The 18,236-nt window shown below is 49.3% G+C and carries 15 protein-coding genes; 6 read left to right on the forward strand and 9 right to left on the reverse strand.

Translation table 11 applies throughout. The annotated features are described in order from the left end of the window. Positions 1-6: 6 nt before the first annotated feature. The 4 genes from CWI70_RS10475 to CWI70_RS10490 form a co-directional block, all read right to left on the reverse strand. Complete coding sequence (locus CWI70_RS10475) at positions 7-2,712, reverse strand: TonB-dependent receptor plug domain-containing protein (protein ID WP_126773493.1); 2,706 nt, start codon at positions 2,710-2,712, stop codon at positions 7-9. 326 nt (positions 2,713-3,038) lie between these two features. After that, complete coding sequence (locus CWI70_RS10480; protein WP_126773495.1) at positions 3,039-4,073, reverse strand: bifunctional glycosyltransferase family 2/GtrA family protein; 1,035 nt, start codon at positions 4,071-4,073, stop codon at positions 3,039-3,041. 25 nt (positions 4,074-4,098) lie between these two features. Beyond that, on the reverse strand, positions 4,099-5,121 hold the full coding sequence (locus CWI70_RS10485) for a DUF3667 domain-containing protein (protein ID WP_126773497.1): 1,023 nt from the start codon (positions 5,119-5,121) through the stop codon (positions 4,099-4,101). 140 nt (positions 5,122-5,261) lie between these two features. Then, positions 5,262-5,531, reverse strand: coding sequence for a hypothetical protein (locus tag CWI70_RS10490; RefSeq protein ID WP_126773499.1), 270 nt, complete (start codon positions 5,529-5,531; stop codon positions 5,262-5,264). A gap of 185 nt (positions 5,532-5,716) precedes the next feature. Between CWI70_RS10490 and CWI70_RS10495 the strand changes: the two genes are divergently transcribed. Then, positions 5,717-6,271: a WYL domain-containing protein gene (locus CWI70_RS10495; protein WP_126773501.1), complete on the forward strand. Its 555-nt coding sequence runs from the start codon at positions 5,717-5,719 to the stop codon at positions 6,269-6,271. Here the strand turns inward: CWI70_RS10495 and CWI70_RS10500 are convergent. Beyond that, entirely contained in the window at positions 6,256-6,717 is a 462-nt protein-coding gene (locus tag CWI70_RS10500) for a methylated-DNA--[protein]-cysteine S-methyltransferase (protein WP_126773503.1), read from the reverse strand. The genes CWI70_RS10495 and CWI70_RS10500 overlap by 16 nt on opposite strands. 90 nt (positions 6,718-6,807) lie before the next feature. On the opposite strand from CWI70_RS10500, the gene CWI70_RS10505 reads away from it, so the two are divergent. After that, complete coding sequence (locus CWI70_RS10505) at positions 6,808-8,010, forward strand: Nramp family divalent metal transporter (RefSeq protein ID WP_126773504.1); 1,203 nt, start codon at positions 6,808-6,810, stop codon at positions 8,008-8,010. 4 nt (positions 8,011-8,014) lie between these two features. Here CWI70_RS10505 and CWI70_RS10510 read toward each other — a convergent pair whose 3' ends face one another. Both CWI70_RS10510 and CWI70_RS10515 read right to left on the reverse strand, forming a co-directional pair. Continuing rightward, the gene (locus CWI70_RS10510; protein WP_126773505.1) at positions 8,015-8,995 is read right to left on the reverse strand and encodes a hypothetical protein; all 981 of its coding nucleotides are present in this window, start codon (positions 8,993-8,995) and stop codon (positions 8,015-8,017) included. A gap of 69 nt (positions 8,996-9,064) precedes the next feature. After that, positions 9,065-10,747: an NAD-dependent malic enzyme gene (locus CWI70_RS10515; protein WP_126773506.1), complete on the reverse strand. Its 1,683-nt coding sequence runs from the start codon at positions 10,745-10,747 to the stop codon at positions 9,065-9,067. Between the two features lie 87 nt (positions 10,748-10,834). On the opposite strand from CWI70_RS10515, the gene CWI70_RS10520 reads away from it, so the two are divergent. After that, on the forward strand, positions 10,835-11,302 hold the full coding sequence (locus CWI70_RS10520) for an OsmC family protein (RefSeq protein ID WP_126773507.1): 468 nt from the start codon (positions 10,835-10,837) through the stop codon (positions 11,300-11,302). Here the strand turns inward: CWI70_RS10520 and CWI70_RS10525 are convergent. Together CWI70_RS10525 and CWI70_RS10530 are read right to left on the reverse strand one after the other, a co-directional pair. After that, the gene (locus CWI70_RS10525; RefSeq protein ID WP_126773508.1) at positions 11,299-11,994 is read right to left on the reverse strand and encodes a 2OG-Fe(II) oxygenase; all 696 of its coding nucleotides are present in this window, start codon (positions 11,992-11,994) and stop codon (positions 11,299-11,301) included. The genes CWI70_RS10520 and CWI70_RS10525 overlap by 4 nt on opposite strands. A 14-nt stretch (positions 11,995-12,008) precedes the next feature. Then, the gene (locus CWI70_RS10530; RefSeq protein WP_126773509.1) at positions 12,009-12,449 is read right to left on the reverse strand and encodes a DUF488 domain-containing protein; all 441 of its coding nucleotides are present in this window, start codon (positions 12,447-12,449) and stop codon (positions 12,009-12,011) included. A gap of 104 nt (positions 12,450-12,553) precedes the next feature. Between CWI70_RS10530 and CWI70_RS10535 the strand changes: the two genes are divergently transcribed. The 3 genes from CWI70_RS10535 (at position 12,554) to gdhA (ending at position 18,233) form a co-directional block, all read left to right on the forward strand. Next, positions 12,554-15,037 (forward strand): ExeM/NucH family extracellular endonuclease, encoded by a 2,484-nt coding sequence (locus CWI70_RS10535; protein ID WP_126773511.1) that lies wholly within the window; start codon positions 12,554-12,556, stop codon positions 15,035-15,037. Between the two features lie 122 nt (positions 15,038-15,159). Continuing rightward, entirely contained in the window at positions 15,160-16,884 is a 1,725-nt protein-coding gene (locus CWI70_RS10540) for a serine hydrolase domain-containing protein (RefSeq protein ID WP_126773513.1), read from the forward strand. Next, positions 16,881-18,233, forward strand: a complete 1,353-nt coding sequence (gene gdhA / locus CWI70_RS10545; RefSeq protein ID WP_126773515.1) for an NADP-specific glutamate dehydrogenase — start codon at positions 16,881-16,883, stop codon at positions 18,231-18,233. Before CWI70_RS10540 ends, gdhA begins: the two co-directional genes overlap by 4 nt. Positions 18,234-18,236 lie beyond the last annotated feature (3 nt).

Here is an 18,236-nt window from a genome sequence, read left to right on the forward strand (position 1 = left end):
CTTAGCTTAGAAGCTGTAGCGAACTTTCAGATAGAGCTGGCGACCAAGTAAGTCGTAAGTCATCGTATCTGTGTTGGCATCAGTCCAGCTTTGGATATACGGAGGTTGCTTGTCAAACAGGTTGTTCGCACCAGCCGTAACACTCAGTTTCTCATTGAAGAAGTAAGTGCCTTGTGCATTATGATAGAAAACACTTGGTGCATGGTCGCCGATGTCACCTGGCGAAGCGTTGATATCATCCGCACCGCCGATGTACTGCACACCATAGTGGAAGCGCCATGCGTCTTTTACGAATGTTGCTGTCGCATTTGAACGTAAGTGTGTATAGCTACCACGACCACCGGTAATGTAACCCGCGTATTCGATCGCCGGGGCACCTGCGAAAGGAGTAAAGGTGTACTCATCTAAGTAACTCATGTTCCAAGAGAAATCACTTTCCCAACCGGCAACGTTGGTTTTGTAGAACATCGCAAGATCAAGGCCTGAAACTTTCTCGGTAGCGGCATTTGTTGGTTGCGCCGACAAGAAGTTGATATCGCCAGTCAGCGAATCACGGGTAAAGTGCTCTGGGCTACAGAATGGGTGCGATAAGTTATCTGAGTTATAGCACGCCGAGAGTTTAGTTGAGCCTGGGATAGTTTGGATCGCATCTTCAATTTCGATGTTGTAGTAATCCAGCGTAATTTGCAGGTTTTCAACGAATTGTACATCCCAGACGAAGCCAGCCGTAAAGGTATCTGCGTCTTCAGGTTTTAGGTTCGGGTTTCCGCCAACGGTGGTAAGAACCGTTGCACCGAACTGCTCATAGCCAGCAGGGAGACCATCAGCCTGACAGTTGGCCGCAACCGTTGGATCTGCACCAGCTTGGTCCCAGCCATCACAAGGATCGGTGGTGGTGAGATTACCTTCAGCTACACCGCCAAACAGTTCTGGAATATTTGGAATCCGGAATGCTGTTGATTGAGTTGCGCGTACTTTGAAGGCGTCGTTAATGCGCCATTGTAAACCAACTTTGTAGTTACCATCGCTACCAAACGAGTCATAGTCACTGTAGCGATAGGCGAGCTCGACGCTTAAGTCTTGGGCAAAAGCTTGATCGCGCAATAACGGCACTGCAGTTTCAACGTAAACTTCGTTGACCGTATAGCTACCCTCGATAGGGTCGGCTTGGTTGGTATTCATGATACCTGCAGCGATAGAAGAATCGGGATGGCGCCAGCCTTTTTCTTTACGGTGTTCAACACCAAAGGCAAACGGAACCCATCCCGCAGGGAGGTCAAACAAGTCACCGGAAAGGTTTGCAGACAATGAACGTTGTTCATTACCGCCATTATCCGTGGTACGGAACATGATGTGGTCAAGCGCTTCTTGATCAAGGCCACCGTAACCAAGCAGGTCAATACAAGGAGCGCCGTTTGAACCGCAGTTTTCGGCGTCAAGCCCTTGAGCTAAACGTTCCATATTGACAATATTCGTCATGCCATCAATAGCGGTGTTACGGCCATAGTTATACGCGACGTCCCATTGCCAACCGTTATCCAGGTAACCATTTAAGCCAACCACGGTACGGAAGGTATTGACGTCTTGGAAGAAAATACGTGGGCCACCTTCCAACAAGCGGCGACCATCCAAGCGAACCGCTTCACCCACTGGGTTGGTCGGATGATCTGCAGCAAATTCGATGCCGCGTAACGTACCCGGAGTAGCTAACTGCTCAGACTTGCGATTGTTGTACAGAACTTCTGTGAACACTGTGGTGTCAGCAGAAAGTTGATAGTTCGCAAACGTGGAGAAATTCCAGTTGGTGATTGGGTTTACGGCGTTAAGGTAAGGGAAAAACGCAAAGTTGTGCGCCGCAGAACTGTAGGGTTCGTAAAAGTCACCATCACCATTAGGGTCTTGGTTAAAATTGATGCGCTCACCCGCATTTGGTCCAGTTAGGATCGTCGCTCGGCCGCCAATAGTGCTCGAGCTACCAAAACAGTCAAGCTGCCCAGGTGTCAACTCACCTAAGGCACAGCCTGCTTGGTCGGCCATGTTGATTTCATCCGAAGAGCGGTAACCTAAGGTAGCCATGACTTGGCCTTTGTCGCTGCTCGCACCGATAATCATGTTGACGTTGCGGTCTTGGCCATCACCTTCATCAGTGGCACCAACTCGGCCCTCGATGCTGAAGCCTTCATAGCCTTTCTTGGTAATGATATTTACAACGCCTGCGACCGCATCGGCACCGTAGATAGCTGATGCGCCATCTTTTAGAACTTCAATGCGTTGGATAACTTCGACCGGGATCATATTGAGGTCAACGGAGCTGTTTGCGCCGGTACCACCATTGACGATACGGCGACCGTTTAATAACACCAGCGTACGGTTGATACCTAAGCCGCGCAAGTTGACTTGTGCCGTGCCATAACCGTTACCGGTCCAATAGGCGTTGCTTTGGTTGCCAGCAAAACCAGCTGAGGCTGACATTTTTTGCAAGATGAGCTCAACTGAAGTTACCCCAGACACTTCAATGTCTTCGGCGGTGAAAACTTGCACGGGCGCTGCGCTCTCGGCCTCTACACGTTGGAGGCGCGAACCAGTAACGGTAATGCGCTCATCGGCACTGGCGCCTTCATCAGTAGCGGTTGCTTGAGCTTGGGCGTTTGCTGACGGCAATAACGCAAAAGCTATGGCGACGGCAAGGGGAGAAGTTATGTGGTTTTTCATGTGGTCACCCTGAATAATCTATAGTTGTTATGAGCTTATGTTGTTCTGTTAAAATCACAAATAGGAATACTTGTGTATACAACTCAACAATAGCTGAAATAAAAGCGCTGTAAAGCTGAACTGGTGGTAAAGTTGTATAACGAATAGCCAAATCAAAGGATTTTGCGCTGGTTGTATAGTCAAGTTTAGCGGGTGCTAATACGCATAGACTAGCGGACTATAAGACCTTTCACGGTCAAAGCTAACACAGGGATAAAAAGTTGTGCAAAGGATTTGTGGAATATTTTATTCTGCATAAAAATGCAGTTTGATTGTATGTTTATCAACTATACGGATTTGAAGACGAGTTTCTTTTGTAACCGGTAGCTGAGCATGAAAATAATGACTTCGGCGGCCGGTTTACCGATGAAAGGAGATACTCCAAGCAATAATAGACTTTTGGTCAGGGCATAGTTTGCGCCAACGAGGATGGCTGCAAGTAGGGTGTACTGTGAGGCGTCACGAACTAACGTGCCACCTTTACCAAATACCCATTGACGGTTCAGGCTAAAGTTAAAGATCCCCGAACACAGGCGGGCGACGGCGATGGCGAGCAGAATTTCGCCAGTGAAGCCATAAATCAGCGCAAAAAGCCCGTAATCGATTGCTGCTGAGGCTATACCCACGCCCGAGAACTTCAGGAATTTCTTATAAATGAGCGCAGAGTCTTGCAGTGGCTTGAAATGACTGCTTTGATTGCCTTGCTCATAGACGGTTTGAATGGCAACGCTCTCAAACGCGAGCTTTTCTCGCTTCGCAAGAATAAGCATATCCAGTTCGAACTCATAGCGATCGCTCGGTAACTCTACAAGTTCAGCTAACAGCTTTTGGGGAATACCGCGTAGACCTGTTTGTGTGTCAGGAATATTAATGCGTAAGCCTAGACGGAAGGTGAGACGGGCAAAGTTGTTGCCCAACCAAGAGCGAAAGGGAATGCCTTTTTCGGAAAAATTACGGCTGCCAAGCCAGAGTGCGTCCGGTTTATTGCTGAATGCCTGCAGTACTGCCAGGACATCTTCTGGTAGGTGCTGACCATCGGCATCAGCAGTAACAACGCCTTGCGCTGCGGGATAGTGCTGAATGACCCAGCGAAACCCTGTCTTTAATGCTGCGCCCTTACCTTTGTTCACCTCGTGGGTAACAATTTCTAGCTGCTCGCGGCTTTGTAGGGATTTAAACAATGCATCATCATCACTCCCATCGTTCACTATTACAATGCGCTGCTCTGGGTCAGCTTGACGCTGGAGGGCGTCTACCACGTTAACCAAGCTTTGGTCTGGATTATACGCGGGAATAATAATGACGGGATGTGTGCTTGGCAAAATAAAGCCTCGTTAGATAGTTAAGTTACGCTGTTAATATGCCGATAAACAACATGATGATAAAGGCAAAACTGAGTAAAACAATGTATGCCAAGCCTGAGAGCGCGAATTTGAAGAGCGTCATTGGCCAGCCTTGCTCATAAAAAAGCTTCTGCGTGAAAAGCATATAACTTACCATCCAGACGAGTAGGATATTCTCGGCCCAGTCAATCGTTTCCTCAATGACACCATAACCGGTCATGTCTGCTGCCCAAGCAGACCCTTTCGAGAGCACCGTCAAGATCATCAATGAAAGTAGTAAGAACGCGTGTGTATGCAATGCGGCGCTCAGATGCTCTAGGTAATAGCGTCCAGAAAAAGCATAAATAAGCTTCAAGAATAATGCCCAGAAAGGCAGCATGATCAGCATCATTTGTGGTGCTAGTGAAACCAGCCGTTTGGTGAGCACTTTGGGTTCTTTTGCTAGCTCTCTAATGCGCTGTTCGATTTGCGCCTCTTCTTCCTCTGTTGCTAATGGCAGCGACACGCTAAGGTTGCCGAAGGGGTCGGTGAGCTCACTTGTTGGCGGTCGAACGGGCACAGTTATACCTTGTTCGGCGAGCACTTTATCGGTTTGCTGAAGTTGCTTTTCAAGCTCAGCTTGTTGTTCCGGCGTGGTCTCGGTTTGTATCGCGTTGACGTTATCAAAGTCGATCAGGGTCGTCAGTACTAAAAACGAAATCAACGAAATGAAAAAATACAGCCGCAATGGCGGCACATACGAGGCATGTCGACCTTTCACAAATTCGTGGGTGAGAAAACCAGGCCGCATGAACAAACTGAAAAGCGTTCGATAAAAGCGTGAGTCCCAATGGCTGATTTCACCCATTAGGTCGCCAACGACGGCGAAAATACTGCGAATGTAATGGCGGTCTTGCTGCCCGCACACATGACAAAACTCGCCGAGCAGTTCGCTATCACAATTTTTGCAACGGTGCTGACTATTAGCATCACTGCGCGAAAGCGGTGCTTGTTCGTTCGTCAGTGCTTCTTGGCTTGGTTCGGTCATAGTGGCGAATTTATTATAATTTTAGTAACCACAGTGTAGCCTAAGTTACTCGCTGAGCACAAAAAAAAGCCGATCACAAAACGATCGACTTTCTTCTTTGTTTTTACGAACAGCAAACAGCAAATAGCAAACAACGGTTATCAGTTATCGCCGTTGTCTTTCTTCTTGCCGTTATCTTTCTTCTTCTTACTTTCATCTTGTAAGGCTTTGCGCTGTGCTTCACGTTCGGCTTTCATCGCTTCATGCTCAGCCTTCATTTTTTCTCGCAGTTCAGCCTTGCGTTCTTCAGCTGTTTTCTTTGCATCTTCGGCTTTTTCTTGCCCTTGCGAAGCATTCTGTGCTTGCGCTAGTGCAGGCTCAGCGGCGAATAGGCCGATGCCAACAACGAGTAACATAAGTAAGCGGTTCATAGTCATCACCTCCATTTGTGGTGTGATCAAGTGTATCTCAATTCTTGTTACCCTGCTTAAAAATACAGCGTTATCCCTAAAAGTTTGCGATAGTTTTACAAAAATGAAATGCTGCGACGTAACATGTCGCAGTGGGGGTATAACCTTGCATAGAACCGACACTGAATCAGAAAGGGAGTTCAGTCATGCAAACGGTACTGCGCTACCTATTAATGTTGCGGCACATACCCAAACAGCCGCAGAAAATCGACGTCAATACCCTGCGGGAACGCCTTACTGAGCAAGGGATTGATGTGAGTGTACGTACGATTCAGCGTAACCTCGTTGAATTGTCAGAAGTGTTTCCATTGACAACAGATGAGCGGTGCAAGCCGTTTGGCTGGAGTTTACTTGCGGATGCGCCATTGCTGCCCTTAGCTTCCAACGGAAGCGCATCACGCCGCAGTAACGGCAACGGAAGATTGCACTCTAATCGTTTGTCGGGTGAAACGGTAGAAATCGAGCTGGAATGTGATCTTGCGTTGCAACCGCAACTCGAGGCTTATCCGTTAAATAAGTCACAAAAGCTTACAGCGAATGCTGATACCTTTACGTTAAAAGCGGATGCTGAGCTCTCGACCGAATTGTTGGTGTGGATCTTAAGTCACGGTGCGCAGATAGAGGTGATTGCGCCGACGAGTTTAAGAACCGAGGTCGCACAGCACGCTGAAGCAATGTACCGCTACTATTTTGACCAATGACAGCCTTCGTGCTGTAACAACCACTCTTTTTTCTCGAGACCTCCAGCATAGCCGGTCAAGCTACCGTCTGCCCCAATGATCCGATGGCAGGGGACGACAATTGCAATCGGATTTTTACTATTCGCCATGCCGACGGCTCGCACACCTTTAGGGTTATGGATTGCGTCGGCAATAGCGGCGTAGCTTGCGGTTTGCCCAAATGGCACCTGCGTCAATGCTTGCCATACGCGCTGCTGAAACTCGGTACCGCTTGGTTTCAGAGGCAAGTCAAACTGCTTTCGGCGCCCGCCGAAGTAGTCTTCGAGTTGTCTTAGGGCTTCGTTGAGTACGCGACACGTCGATGTGTTGACTCGGTTGCTTGAACCAAATTCGATGGCGGTGACGTTGTCGCCGTCACTACTTACGACAACTGGACCCAAAGGAGACGAAAGCTGTGCTTGATACATTGCGGTTTTCTCGCTGTTTGCGTAACTTAGTTTAAGTTCATTTATTCAGCATACGCCATCATCGGCGACAAGCAAGAGGCGCGGGTTTCTATGCGTAAAGGTTTTAGTTTTGGTCCTGCGACCTTGGTCGCTGCGGCTTTCATCGGTCCTGGAACGGTTGTAACAGCAAGTTTAGCCGGCGCTAATTATGGCTATGCGCTGTTATGGGCACTGGTCTTTTCGGTACTCGCGACGATGATTTTACAAGAAATGGCCGCGCGCTTGGGCGTTGTCACGCAACAGGGACTAGGTGAGGCGATACGAAAACAGGTCAAGCAGCCGCTATTACGTTGGGGCGCTATCGTGTTGGTGGTCGCTGCTGTGATCATTGGTAATAGTGTTTATCAAGGCGGTAATTTAACCGGTGCAAGCATGGGCGTTGCTGGGGTTATTGGCGAACAGGCCGCTTGGTTGCCTATCGTTCTTGGTGGCTTAGCGGCGGGACTTTTGTGGCGCGGCAGCTACGTATTGTTGGAACGTGTATTGATCGGGCTGGTGTTATTGATGAGTCTCACCTTTGTCGCCACCTTTTTGCTGGTGCAGCCCGACTGGACGGCGTTCTTCAAAGGCTTACTGGTACCTAGCCTACCCTCTGGCTCAGTATTAACGGTCATTGCGCTGATCGGTACCACTGTTGTGCCTTATAACCTTTTCTTACATGCAGCGAGTTCCGCCAAGAAGTGGCAGCAACCAGAACAGTTAAACAAGGCGCGGCGTGATTTGTGGGTGTCGATTCCTTTAGGCGGATTGATCTCAGTTGCCATTGTCTCAACTGCGGCAGCAGCATTTTTTGGCAAGGCGTTAAGTATCGAGGGGGCAGCTGACCTGAGTCAGTCCTTGCAGCCCTTGGCGGGGGATTGGGCCACATGGTTGATGGCCTTAGGCTTATTTGCCGCTGGCTTGTCTTCATCAATTACTGCGCCGTTGGCTTCCGCCTACGCCCTAAGCGGGATACTCGGACGGAGTGGTGATTTGAAAGGGCTGCCGTTTCGTTTAACCTGGATCGGTATCATCACTATTGGCGTCATCATCGCATCGCTGCAAATCAAACCCGTGACCGTTATTTGGTTTGCGCAAGTCGCTAATGGCTTACTGTTGCCAATCATGGCGTTGTTCTTAGTTTGGGCTTGCAACCATAAGATGATGGGTGGCTACCGCAACAGTTGGCGGCAGAATGTGCTGGCATTGGTGGTCGTGCTCGTAGCGGTTGGCTTGGGTGCTCGGAGTGTTGGTGCGGCTTTGCAGTTGTGGTAGTGATTTAGTCGCCGAACTGCAATTCAAACTCAATACCAACCAACCAACGGGGTTGGCGCGACTCGTCTAAAAATTCGCGCGGCCAATGCAGCCCGACCCAGCCTTCGAGGTATAGCCAATCGCGCAAAAAGCGCGAGCGGTGCAGCGCTTTTACGCCGTAATCTTGCAGCGGAACGATGCGTTCGGTTTCGCCATACCACCATACTTCTGCGCCTAGAGCGCGCTCATGATGGTAAATATAATAAAGCTTTTCAGAAGCGTGCCAACGCACTCCTTCAGTGCGTTCAGCGAAGGTACCGCGTACCCAAAATTTGTTAAACCACTGTTCACTTAGCGCGACATCATACTCGATGGTTTGCGCAATACCGAAGCCATCACTATCGCGCCAAAACCCTACACTTTGGAAGTGAAGTTCGCTGCTTTCACTGAGAATTTCTTCGAAGCGGTAGCGTGCGCGCACATAGGGATCAAGCTTTAAACCACCACGAAATCCGGCACCGAATGATAGGCTATGGTCATCGCGTACGACTGGATCGAAGCCAAGGCCGACCATCCATTCTTCATCGGCCTGTTCACGTTGAATAACCGTAGGTCTAGTGGTTTGTTGGTCATTGATAAAATCGTCGAAATCACCGCGGCCGATGACCGCCGAGAATTTGCGCTCAGCATGCGGTAATACAACGCGTGCGCGGAAGCTGGAATCGACCTCAAAGCCATCATACTCGTCCCATTGGGGCGCTACGGTGAGGCTACCATAGACATCGTCATAGGCTGAGCGGTCGACGGACTCGGTGAAAAAAGAGTCGAGCCACGCCGCAGTCGCACTAACTGTGGTGTGCAAGCCACTTCGTACGTCGTCGATGAGTTCTTGATCGGCAACCTCATTGTCATCTTCTTGCTTTTGCTGCGCCCAAGCAGTGGTAATGGCTGCGCTAAACGCGAGCACGAGTAGACTTAGCTGCAGTAAAGTAGAAGAATGCCGCATCGCTCAATTTCCTCTCCTGTAGGTTATTGAACATACAAGGAAACGAGCGATGTTGCCAGTTAAGAAAGGTTAAATACTAATCCGCTTATAGTGACGGTATTCAGGCGCCCAGAAGTGTCCCTCGATACGCCCCATGAGTGTCTCGTCGCTGATCTCAAGCGCATGCCCTTGCGTTTGCGCCACTTTCGCAACAGCAAATGCGATACGCTTACTTAGCTCGGCAATCTCGGTCAGTGGCGGCAGTAACGTATCGCCTTCACCATTTGCCCGCGGCGAGGCATCGGCGAGCGTATTGCTGGCTGCCATAAGCATTTCATCACTAATAACCCGCGCTTTTACGGCAAGTACTCCAAGTCCAATACCGGGGAAAATATAGCTATTGTTGCACTGAGCGATCGGGAACGCGCTACCATTGAATTTTATTGCATCGTAGGGACTGCCCGTTGCGACGATAGCGTCACCGTTGGTCCATTCGATGACATGCGCCGGATGCGCTTCAATTTGTCGCGATGGGTTGGATAGCGGGAAGATAATCGGTTGCTTGGTGTACTGGTGCATGGCACGAATGACTTGCTCAGTGAAGAGTCCTGGTTGGCCTGACACGCCAATGAGAATCGTCGGTTTAGCGCAATGCATGACATCGAGTAGCGATGGATAGTCACCACTATGTTGCCAGTCTTCGAGCTGATGACGTGGTTGCACGAGAGCTTGCTGGAAATCACGTAAGCCGTCCATGCCATCGGTGAGAAGGCCAAAGCGGTCTACCATGTAAATGCGAGCGCGCGCCTCTTGGTCGCTAAGTCCTTCCGCAACCATTTGGGCGATGACTTGCTCGGCAATACCGCAGCCTGCAGAACCTGCTCCGACAAAAGCAACACGTTGATCTTTTAAGGCGACACCTTTGACTTTGCAGGCCGAGAGTAAAGTGCCTACGGTGACGGCAGCAGTGCCTTGAATGTCATCGTTAAAGCAGCAGAAATCATCACGATAGCGTTGCAAAATGGGCATTGCATTCGGTTGCGCAAAGTCCTCGAACTGAATCATGGCTTCCGGCCAACGACGACGCACCGCATGCATAAATTTCTCGATGAATTCATCATAGCTGGCTTGGTCAATGCGTTTGTGGCGTGCGCCCATGTACATTGGGTCGTTAAGAAGCTTTTCGTTATTGGTACCGACATCAAGACATACAGGGAGCGTATAAGCCGGGCTGATGCCGCCACACGCCGTGTACAGACTCAGTTTACCGATTGGAATCCCCATCCCCCCAATGCCTTGGTCGCCAAGACCAAGAATGCGCTCGCCATCGGTTACAACGATGACTTTTACCTTACGCTTCGTGGCATTACGCAAAATATCATCGAGTTGGTCACGTTCTTCGTACGAAATGAATAGACCGCGTGAGCTGCGATAGATATCCGAAAACTGTTCACAGGCATCGCCAACAGTTGGCGTATAAATGATCGGCATCATCTCTTCCAGATTATCTTGTAGTAATCTGTAAAACAGCGTTTCATTGTTATCTTGGATCGCGCGCAAATAAATGTGTTTGTTCAGTGCAGTGTCAAAGCTTGAGTATTGCATGTAGCAACGCTGCACCTGCTCTTCGATGGTCTCGTAGCGTGGCGGCAACAAACCGGTAAGATTGAACATGGCTCGCTCTTCGCGGGTAAAAGCACTACCTTTATTGAGCAAGGGAGTTTCAAGCAGGTTTGGCCCAGCATAGGGAATGTACAGCGGATTCTTCGACATAGAAGCATTCTCCTGGCGCATACGATTGGTGGCAAGTTACTCGTAAAAATACAGCCCGTGATTATGGCAGAAATAAGAGAGGATCACATGGAAAATCCGACGTTTGAGGTAAATCTTGAGTTACTCGACAATTATAAATTTGCGATCGATTTTGGTGAATTCGGTGAAATCATTACTGACGAACCCGAGCCGCTCGGCGCAGGTGAAGGCCCAAATCCAAGCCGCTTACTGGCTGCTGCAACAGCGAATTGCTTGGCGGCGAGTTTGATGTTCGCTATCCGCAAATACAAAGGTGATCCGGGCAAAGTCACGGCAACGGTAAAAGGCCATCTTGAACGTGTTGATGGTCGTTGGCGCGTGACCAGTATGGATGTCGATTTACGCTTAGGGAACAGCGCCGCTAAGCTTGAAAAGCTTGACCGTGTACTCGCTCAGTTCGAGGATTTTTGCGTGGTGACACAGAGCGTTCGTAGCGGTATCGAGGTGAATGTACATGTACGAGACCAAGACGGTACCGGCTTAGTGCTGCCTGATAACTGTGATGACCAAACCTAGCCGAAAATCTGCGCACCAGGGTTCATCAATATCCAACTGGTGAGTATATATTTGTCACCGGATATGGGCGTGCTACCGCGGTGGGTATGGGTAAAATAGCCTGGTGCAATGACCATGCGGCCTTGGCGCGGTTGAATGCTCCGCTGTTGATAGTAAAAGTCGGTACTGCCACCCTCTTCAACATCATTCAAATAAAACATGAATAGCAATGTGCGATGCAGCGCTTCTACGCTATTTTTCTCTGGAAAAACTTCGCAGTGCCAGTAGTTATAGTTACCTTTGCCTTGCGCATAGCGTTGTGCCTGGATCGGGCCGAGGCGATAAAGTAGTTGCATGTAAGCAGCTTCATTGCCGGCGGCGACTTCATCGAAGTTTTCATGGGTAAGGGCGACCGCCTCGCCGGTTTTCGGGTGGCGCACTTGAAGTGCCAGAGGGGCAATGAGTGCAAAACGGTACTTTTTGAAATACTCAACCGCGTAGTGAAAGGTTGTTTGTTGGATAACCTTAAGTTGTTCTTGATAATCCGAGTATTGATTTAAGTACAAATCGCTACTGTGCTTCTTACTGACATCCACACCACCGCCAGTTCGCCCCTGTTGCAGGTGAGGACTGGCGTCGAAGGTTTGTATAAAGGCTTCGCAGAAATCAGGGCTCAAGGCGTTATCGTAAACTTCAATAAAATCGTGACTCATAAGTTCATGGTTCGTTAGTCGTGTGGTTGATAGTCGTTGGCGAAGCAGACAGGAGAACTGTTCTCGGTACCATTCGCTTGTTCGTCTTCGTGGCGCAGAGCGTCCTCTACTGCGTAACGTAGCACGGGGAGGTGGGAGTGCTCCAGCTGTTTGACCGCACTCAATAATGTAACCGGTCCTTGGCGGGCAGCACGCATTAACGGCAGCAGCGCGTCGGCATTACGCTTAAGCTCGTGGAGATAGGCTTCGGCAAACCGCTCAAAGGTAATTTCTTTGGCATGGTAGCGTTTACGTAAGTCGTTCGAGGGCGTCACTTCTTTTAGCCATTCATCGAGTTGCGCTTGGGCTTTTTTGATGCCCCGCGGCCAAAGGCGGTCGGCGAGAATTCGCGTGCCGTCAGAGGCACTCACTGGTTCGTAAATACGCTTTAAACTTATTTCATAAGTTTTCGACATGGCGTCATCCTCGTGTAATAAAAAGTCATTAAGTTGTTACAAAATTTGCGTTATAGTGCCTAACGCATATCAAATGTGGACTACAAACAATAAGAGAATGGACTATGAAACGTCATAATTTAGCAATCGCATTATCAGCGCTCCTTACGAGTGGCGCCGCTAATGCGGACATAATCATTTCAGAGTATATCGAAGGCAGTTCGAACAACAAGGCTGTAGAATTTTTCAACGCAGGTAGCGCAGATGTTGATCTGAGCACTTATGTTTTAGAAATTTACTCAAATGGCAGCACTGAAGCTGGAAATACGGTTCCTTTAGAAGGGACTCTTCCGCCCAATGGCTTGTTCGTGGTTGCCCACCCATCAGCAAATGAGTCAATTTTAGCGATTGCAGATAAAACCGGTAACTTGTATTACAACGGCAACGATGCGTTAGTTTTGAAAGACGGTGAAGTCGTCATTGATTCGATGGGTCAAGTTGGCGTCGATGAGGACTGGGCAAGCGAAGGCGTAGCGATGGCCGAGCAAACGCTTCGCCGTAAAGATAGTATTACTTCAGGTGATACTGATCCAAGTGATGTCTATGAACCTCATGTTGAGTTTGATAGTTATGAACGTGATGATATCAGTGACCTTGGCTTCCACTTAGGCTTCGGTGAGGCTCCCGCTGAACCGAAACCAGAACCAGCTCCTGAATTTGGCGCTTGTGGTGATAGTGCCACGCTAATTTCGGCGGTGCAGGGCTCAGGCTTTAGCAGTCCAATGGTGGATCAGGAAGTTGTCGTTGAAGCTATCGTGACCGCCGACCATCAAGGTGGTAGTGGTTCACTTGGCGGGTTCTTCTTGCAAGAAGAAGATGCCGATCAAGACGGTGACCCAGCTACCTCAGAAGGTATTTTCGTTTACCATCAAGACACCGATGTAAGCGTTGGTGACCGTGTCCGCTTAGCTGGTCCAGTAAGTGAGTACTACGATTCAACGCAAATCAGTAACCTTACCGATATTACCGTTTGTAGTTCAGGTGAAACGGTAAGTGCAGCGGCACTTTCATTGCCAGTAAGCGCAATGGCAGACTTCGAAGCTATCGAAGGCATGCTGGTTACGTTTGATCATGCTGTGGTGGTTAACAGCGTTGATACCTTAAGCCGTTATGGTGAGTTTGCGATTTCTAACGAACGCCATTACACCCCAACGCAAGTGGCTGCGCCAGGTGAAGCCGAAGAACCGAATCTAGGTTTGAGCTCGATGCTGATTGATGATGCGATGAGCGGCAGTAACCCCGACGTTGTGCCATTCCCAGCGGGTAACTTGAGTGCGTTAAACTCATTACGTGTTGGTACCGAAATCACCAATCCAACTGGTGTCATTAATTATTCTTTCAGTGAGTACCGCTTAGTACCTACTGAAGAATTGCAGTACGTCGACACGAACCCTCGTACCGATAGTCCTGAATTAGCTGACGAAGGTGATTTGCGTATCGCTTCATTTAACGTTGAGAACCTCTACAACGGTGATGGTCAAGGTGGTGGCTTCCCGACGGATCGCGGTGCGGATACAGAAGCTGAGTATCAACGTCAACTCGCCAAAATTGTTGCAGCAATCGTCAACATGAATGCTGACATTGTCGGCCTTAATGAAATCGAAAACGACGGGTTTGGTGAAAACAGTGCCATTGCTCAGCTCACGGCTGAAGTAAGCGCTGAAAGCGGTGTCGATTGGGCCTATGTTGTGTTTGAGGGCTCTGACTTTGTCGGTAGTGACTCTATCACCAACGCCATGATTTATCGTACGGACCGTGTTGCTGAAACAGGTACAGCGGTATTTACGACCGATGCGCCATTCGATTTTGGTAACCGTCCACCGATTGCCCAAACGTTCCATGACCTACTGAATGAAGATGAAGTGACCGTTGTGGTTAACCATTTCCGTTCGAAAGGCGGCTGTAGTGATAGCGCAGCGGCAGGCGACCAAGATAGCGGCGATGGCCAAGGTTGCTGGAATGCGACGCGCGTACAAGCGGCTGAAACGATGCTAGATTGGCTTGCTGGTGATCCGACTGGACGTGATGTCGAAGACGTATTGGTTATCGGTGACTTAAATGCTTATGGCATGGAAGATCCGATTCAAGCGTTGATTGATGGCGGTATGACCGATCTACAAATGGCTGAACTAGGTGCAGAGAACCATACTTACTTGTACCAAGGTTTGTCGGGCTCGCTCGACCATGCACTTGCATCAGCGAGTTTGTCGGATAAAGTTGTCGCTGTTGCGAATTGGCACATTAACGCTGATGAACCCGTCGCTCTGGATTACAACGTCGAATATAAGAGCGAGACCAATCAGGCGAATTTCTATAATGCCGACCCGTATCGCAGCTCGGACCACGATCCTGTCATCGTAGCCATTGCCACCGTTGAAGGTGATACCGGAGATAACGATGGCGGCGATCCAGATGTTGATGATGGCGGCTCAGCGCCTCCAGGTGAAGAAGAGATGCCGAACATCGACCATGCGACCACCAGCGGTTCATTCCCGCTATGGTTAGGTTTAAGTGCATTATTCTTGGCTTTAGTGCGTCGTCGCGCTTAAGTCACAAATCGCAGTTAGATAAAGACAAGCGCTGACCTCGGTCAGCGCTTTTTTTTTATGTCCTAGGCAGTATTGAAAAAGCTCGTCTACTATTGAACAAAAATAATACTAAGGAGACGACCATGCGTACCCATCTCATTTTTTTGATCACCCTGAGTTTCGGCTTCGTCGGCTGCGATCAAGGTGCCGACGCTAATCGCACTGAAGAGCCGCGAGTAGCGCAACAAGAGCAAACTTCGACGAACGCTTCGCAGCAGCAGCTCGACGCTATTCTTGAGCGCATTTATGCCGCCAATGAGCCGGGAGTTACCGTCGCAGTCGTACATCAAGGTAACGTGATTTACCACACTGCCCGCGGCATGGCTGACCTCGAATTAGAGGTCGCCATGCAGCCCGAACATGTTCTTAAGATAGGCTCCATTACCAAACAGTTTACCGCTGCGGCCGTATTACGTTTAGCTGAGCAGGGTAAGTTAACCATGCAGACTCAGGTGGGTGATGTGTTGCCAAACTTTCACGAACCCGAACTGACCGTTCACCAATTACTAAATCATACCTCTGGATTGCCAAGCTATACCGATGATGGTGAGTACATGATGGGTAATGCTATTCGAGCGGATGTTACTGCTGAGGAAATCATCGCATTGACCTCCGATCAACCGCTCGATTTTGTCCCCGGCGAGGATTGGCGCTATAGCAACTCTGGTTACGTGGTGCTGGGGGCGATCATCGAAAAGTTATCGGGTATGAGTTGGCATGAGTATATTGCAGCTGAGTTGATTGAACCGTTAGGTTTGGCATTCACCGGCTACTTTAATGAGGCCGAGATCGTGGCGGGTCGTGTACCAGGCTACATGTACGAAAATGGCTTCACCAACGCACCGTTTATCAGTATGACGCAACCGCACGCTGCCGGAGCTTTTTACTCTACGGCGCCGGAGCTGGCGCGCTGGCAATATGCATTACATACGGGGCAAGTGCTGGAACCAGAAAGCTATGCGCAAATGATCGACGCCAGTCAAGGTCTTAATAGCTATGCCTATGCGCTCGATATCGTCAGCTTACGTGGCACGAAGATGATCAGTCATGGTGGTGGTATTCATGGTTTTAGTGCTTTCGGGTTGTGGTTACCTGAACATGAACTGTCGGTGGTTGCCTTAACCAACCGTATGGGGCCTGGGATGGGGTCCTCGGGCACCGCGATGCGTATTGCTGCACAACTGATGGGTCAGCCATTTCCACTTGAGCAAGCATCAGTCAACATTGATGATGCTGAATTACAGGCGTTGGTAGGAACGTATCGCGTCGACGAGGACACGCTTCGTACAATTTTTATCAAAGAAGGTGTGCTCTACAGTAAGCGTGGCGACGGTCGGCCCTATGCAGCTCGCTATGTTGGTAACGATCAGTTCGTGTTTGCTGATACCTTGGTTTATTTCGAAGTGGTCCGTGACGATGCTGGCACAGTAACAGGTTTGAACTATTACCAATTGGAAGAAGCAGAGCCGGAATTCAGTGAAAAAGTCAGTGATGAAGTGCAAGTACGTACGGCCATTGAATTAACTGATGCGCAAGCCCAACGCTTGGTAGGTGACTACCAGTTACAGCCCAACTTCGTTATTAGCATACGTCATACCGACGCTGGTTTAACGGCCCAAGCCACTGGGCAATCGGCGTTCTTGGTGGACGCTTCGAGCGCTAACGTTTTATTTAACGAAGAGTTTGGTATTGTGATGGAATTCGACTTACCGGACGAGGGTCCAGCGACGCAATTGAATTTGTTGCAAGGTGGTCAAAATCAGCCTGCTCCGCGTATCGATAGCAGTACAAACAAGGAGGATGAATGACCTACATTCACGATAGTATTGAGCAATTAAAGAAAACCAGCCCAGCGCAGACTGAGTTTTACCAGGCAGTGGAAGAGATTTTGGAGTCATTAGCTCCGTTACTCGAAAGAAATCCCAAATACCGACAACATTCAATCATTGAGCGTTTGTTGGAGCCAGAACGGCAAATCATGTTCCGTGTACCTTGGGTGGATGACGACGGTAAAATTCAGGTCAATAAAGGCTACCGAATTGAGTTTAATTCGGCCTTAGGCCCTTATAAGGGCGGGCTGCGTTTTCATCCAAGCGTTAATGCTTCTATCGTGAAATTTCTTGGGTTTGAGCAAATATTCAAGAATGCGCTGACTGGGTTGCCCATCGGTGGTGGTAAGGGCGGCGCTAATTTTGATCCAAAAGGTAAATCCGACGCAGAAATCATGCGCTTCTGCCAGTCTTTCATGACCGAATTACATCGGCATATTGGCCCCAACACAGATGTTCCCGCCGGCGATATTGGCGTCGGCACCCGTGAAATTGGCTATTTGTTTGGGCAATATAAGCGTTTGGTCAATCGTTTTGATGGTGTCTTGACCGGCAAAAGTATTCTATGGGGCGGTTCTGAGTTGCGTAAAGAAGCGACCGGCTTCGGTTGCGTCTATTTTGCTCAGAATATGCTGGAAGATGTGAATAATGGTCTCGAAAACAAGCGCTGTTTGGTCTCGGGCTCGGGCAATGTTGCCATCTATACCATGGAAAAGCTTTATGAGCTTGGCGCTAAACCCATTGCGTGTTCGGATTCCAATGGCACGATTTATCACCAAAAAGGCATCGATCTCGACTTAGTCAAAGAGATTAAAGAGGTGCGTCATGGCCGTTTGAGCGAATATTGTGATACTCACGAGGATGCTGAGTTTACTGCACGCGAAGACTACCCGGAAGACGGTGAGCAAATTTGGCGCTACGAAGCGGACGTTGCGTTCCCCTGTGCCACACAAAATGAACTGAATGAACATGATGCACAGTGTCTCCTCGAAAATGGCGTGAAAGCGGTGATCGAGGGTGCAAACATGCCGTGCACTCAAAAAGCCATTGATTTGTTTGTTGAACAGCGCATTGCTTTTGGTCCAGGTAAAGCCGCAAACGCCGGTGGGGTAGCAACGAGCCAACTTGAAATGGCGCAAAACGCAAGCCTGACACGGTGGTCAAAAGAAGAAGTCGACGAGCAATTACAGTGCATTATGTGCCGGATTTATACCGACGCAAAACGCACGGCTGAGGAGTTCGATCAGCCAACTAATTTAGTTCTTGGTGCCAACATTGCCGGATTCCGTCGCGTTGCCGACGCGATGATTGATCAGGGGGTAGTCTAGCCG

The sequence above is a fragment of the Pseudidiomarina homiensis genome, from assembly GCF_003987225.1.
GTDB lineage: Bacteria > Pseudomonadota > Gammaproteobacteria > Enterobacterales > Alteromonadaceae > Pseudidiomarina > Pseudidiomarina homiensis.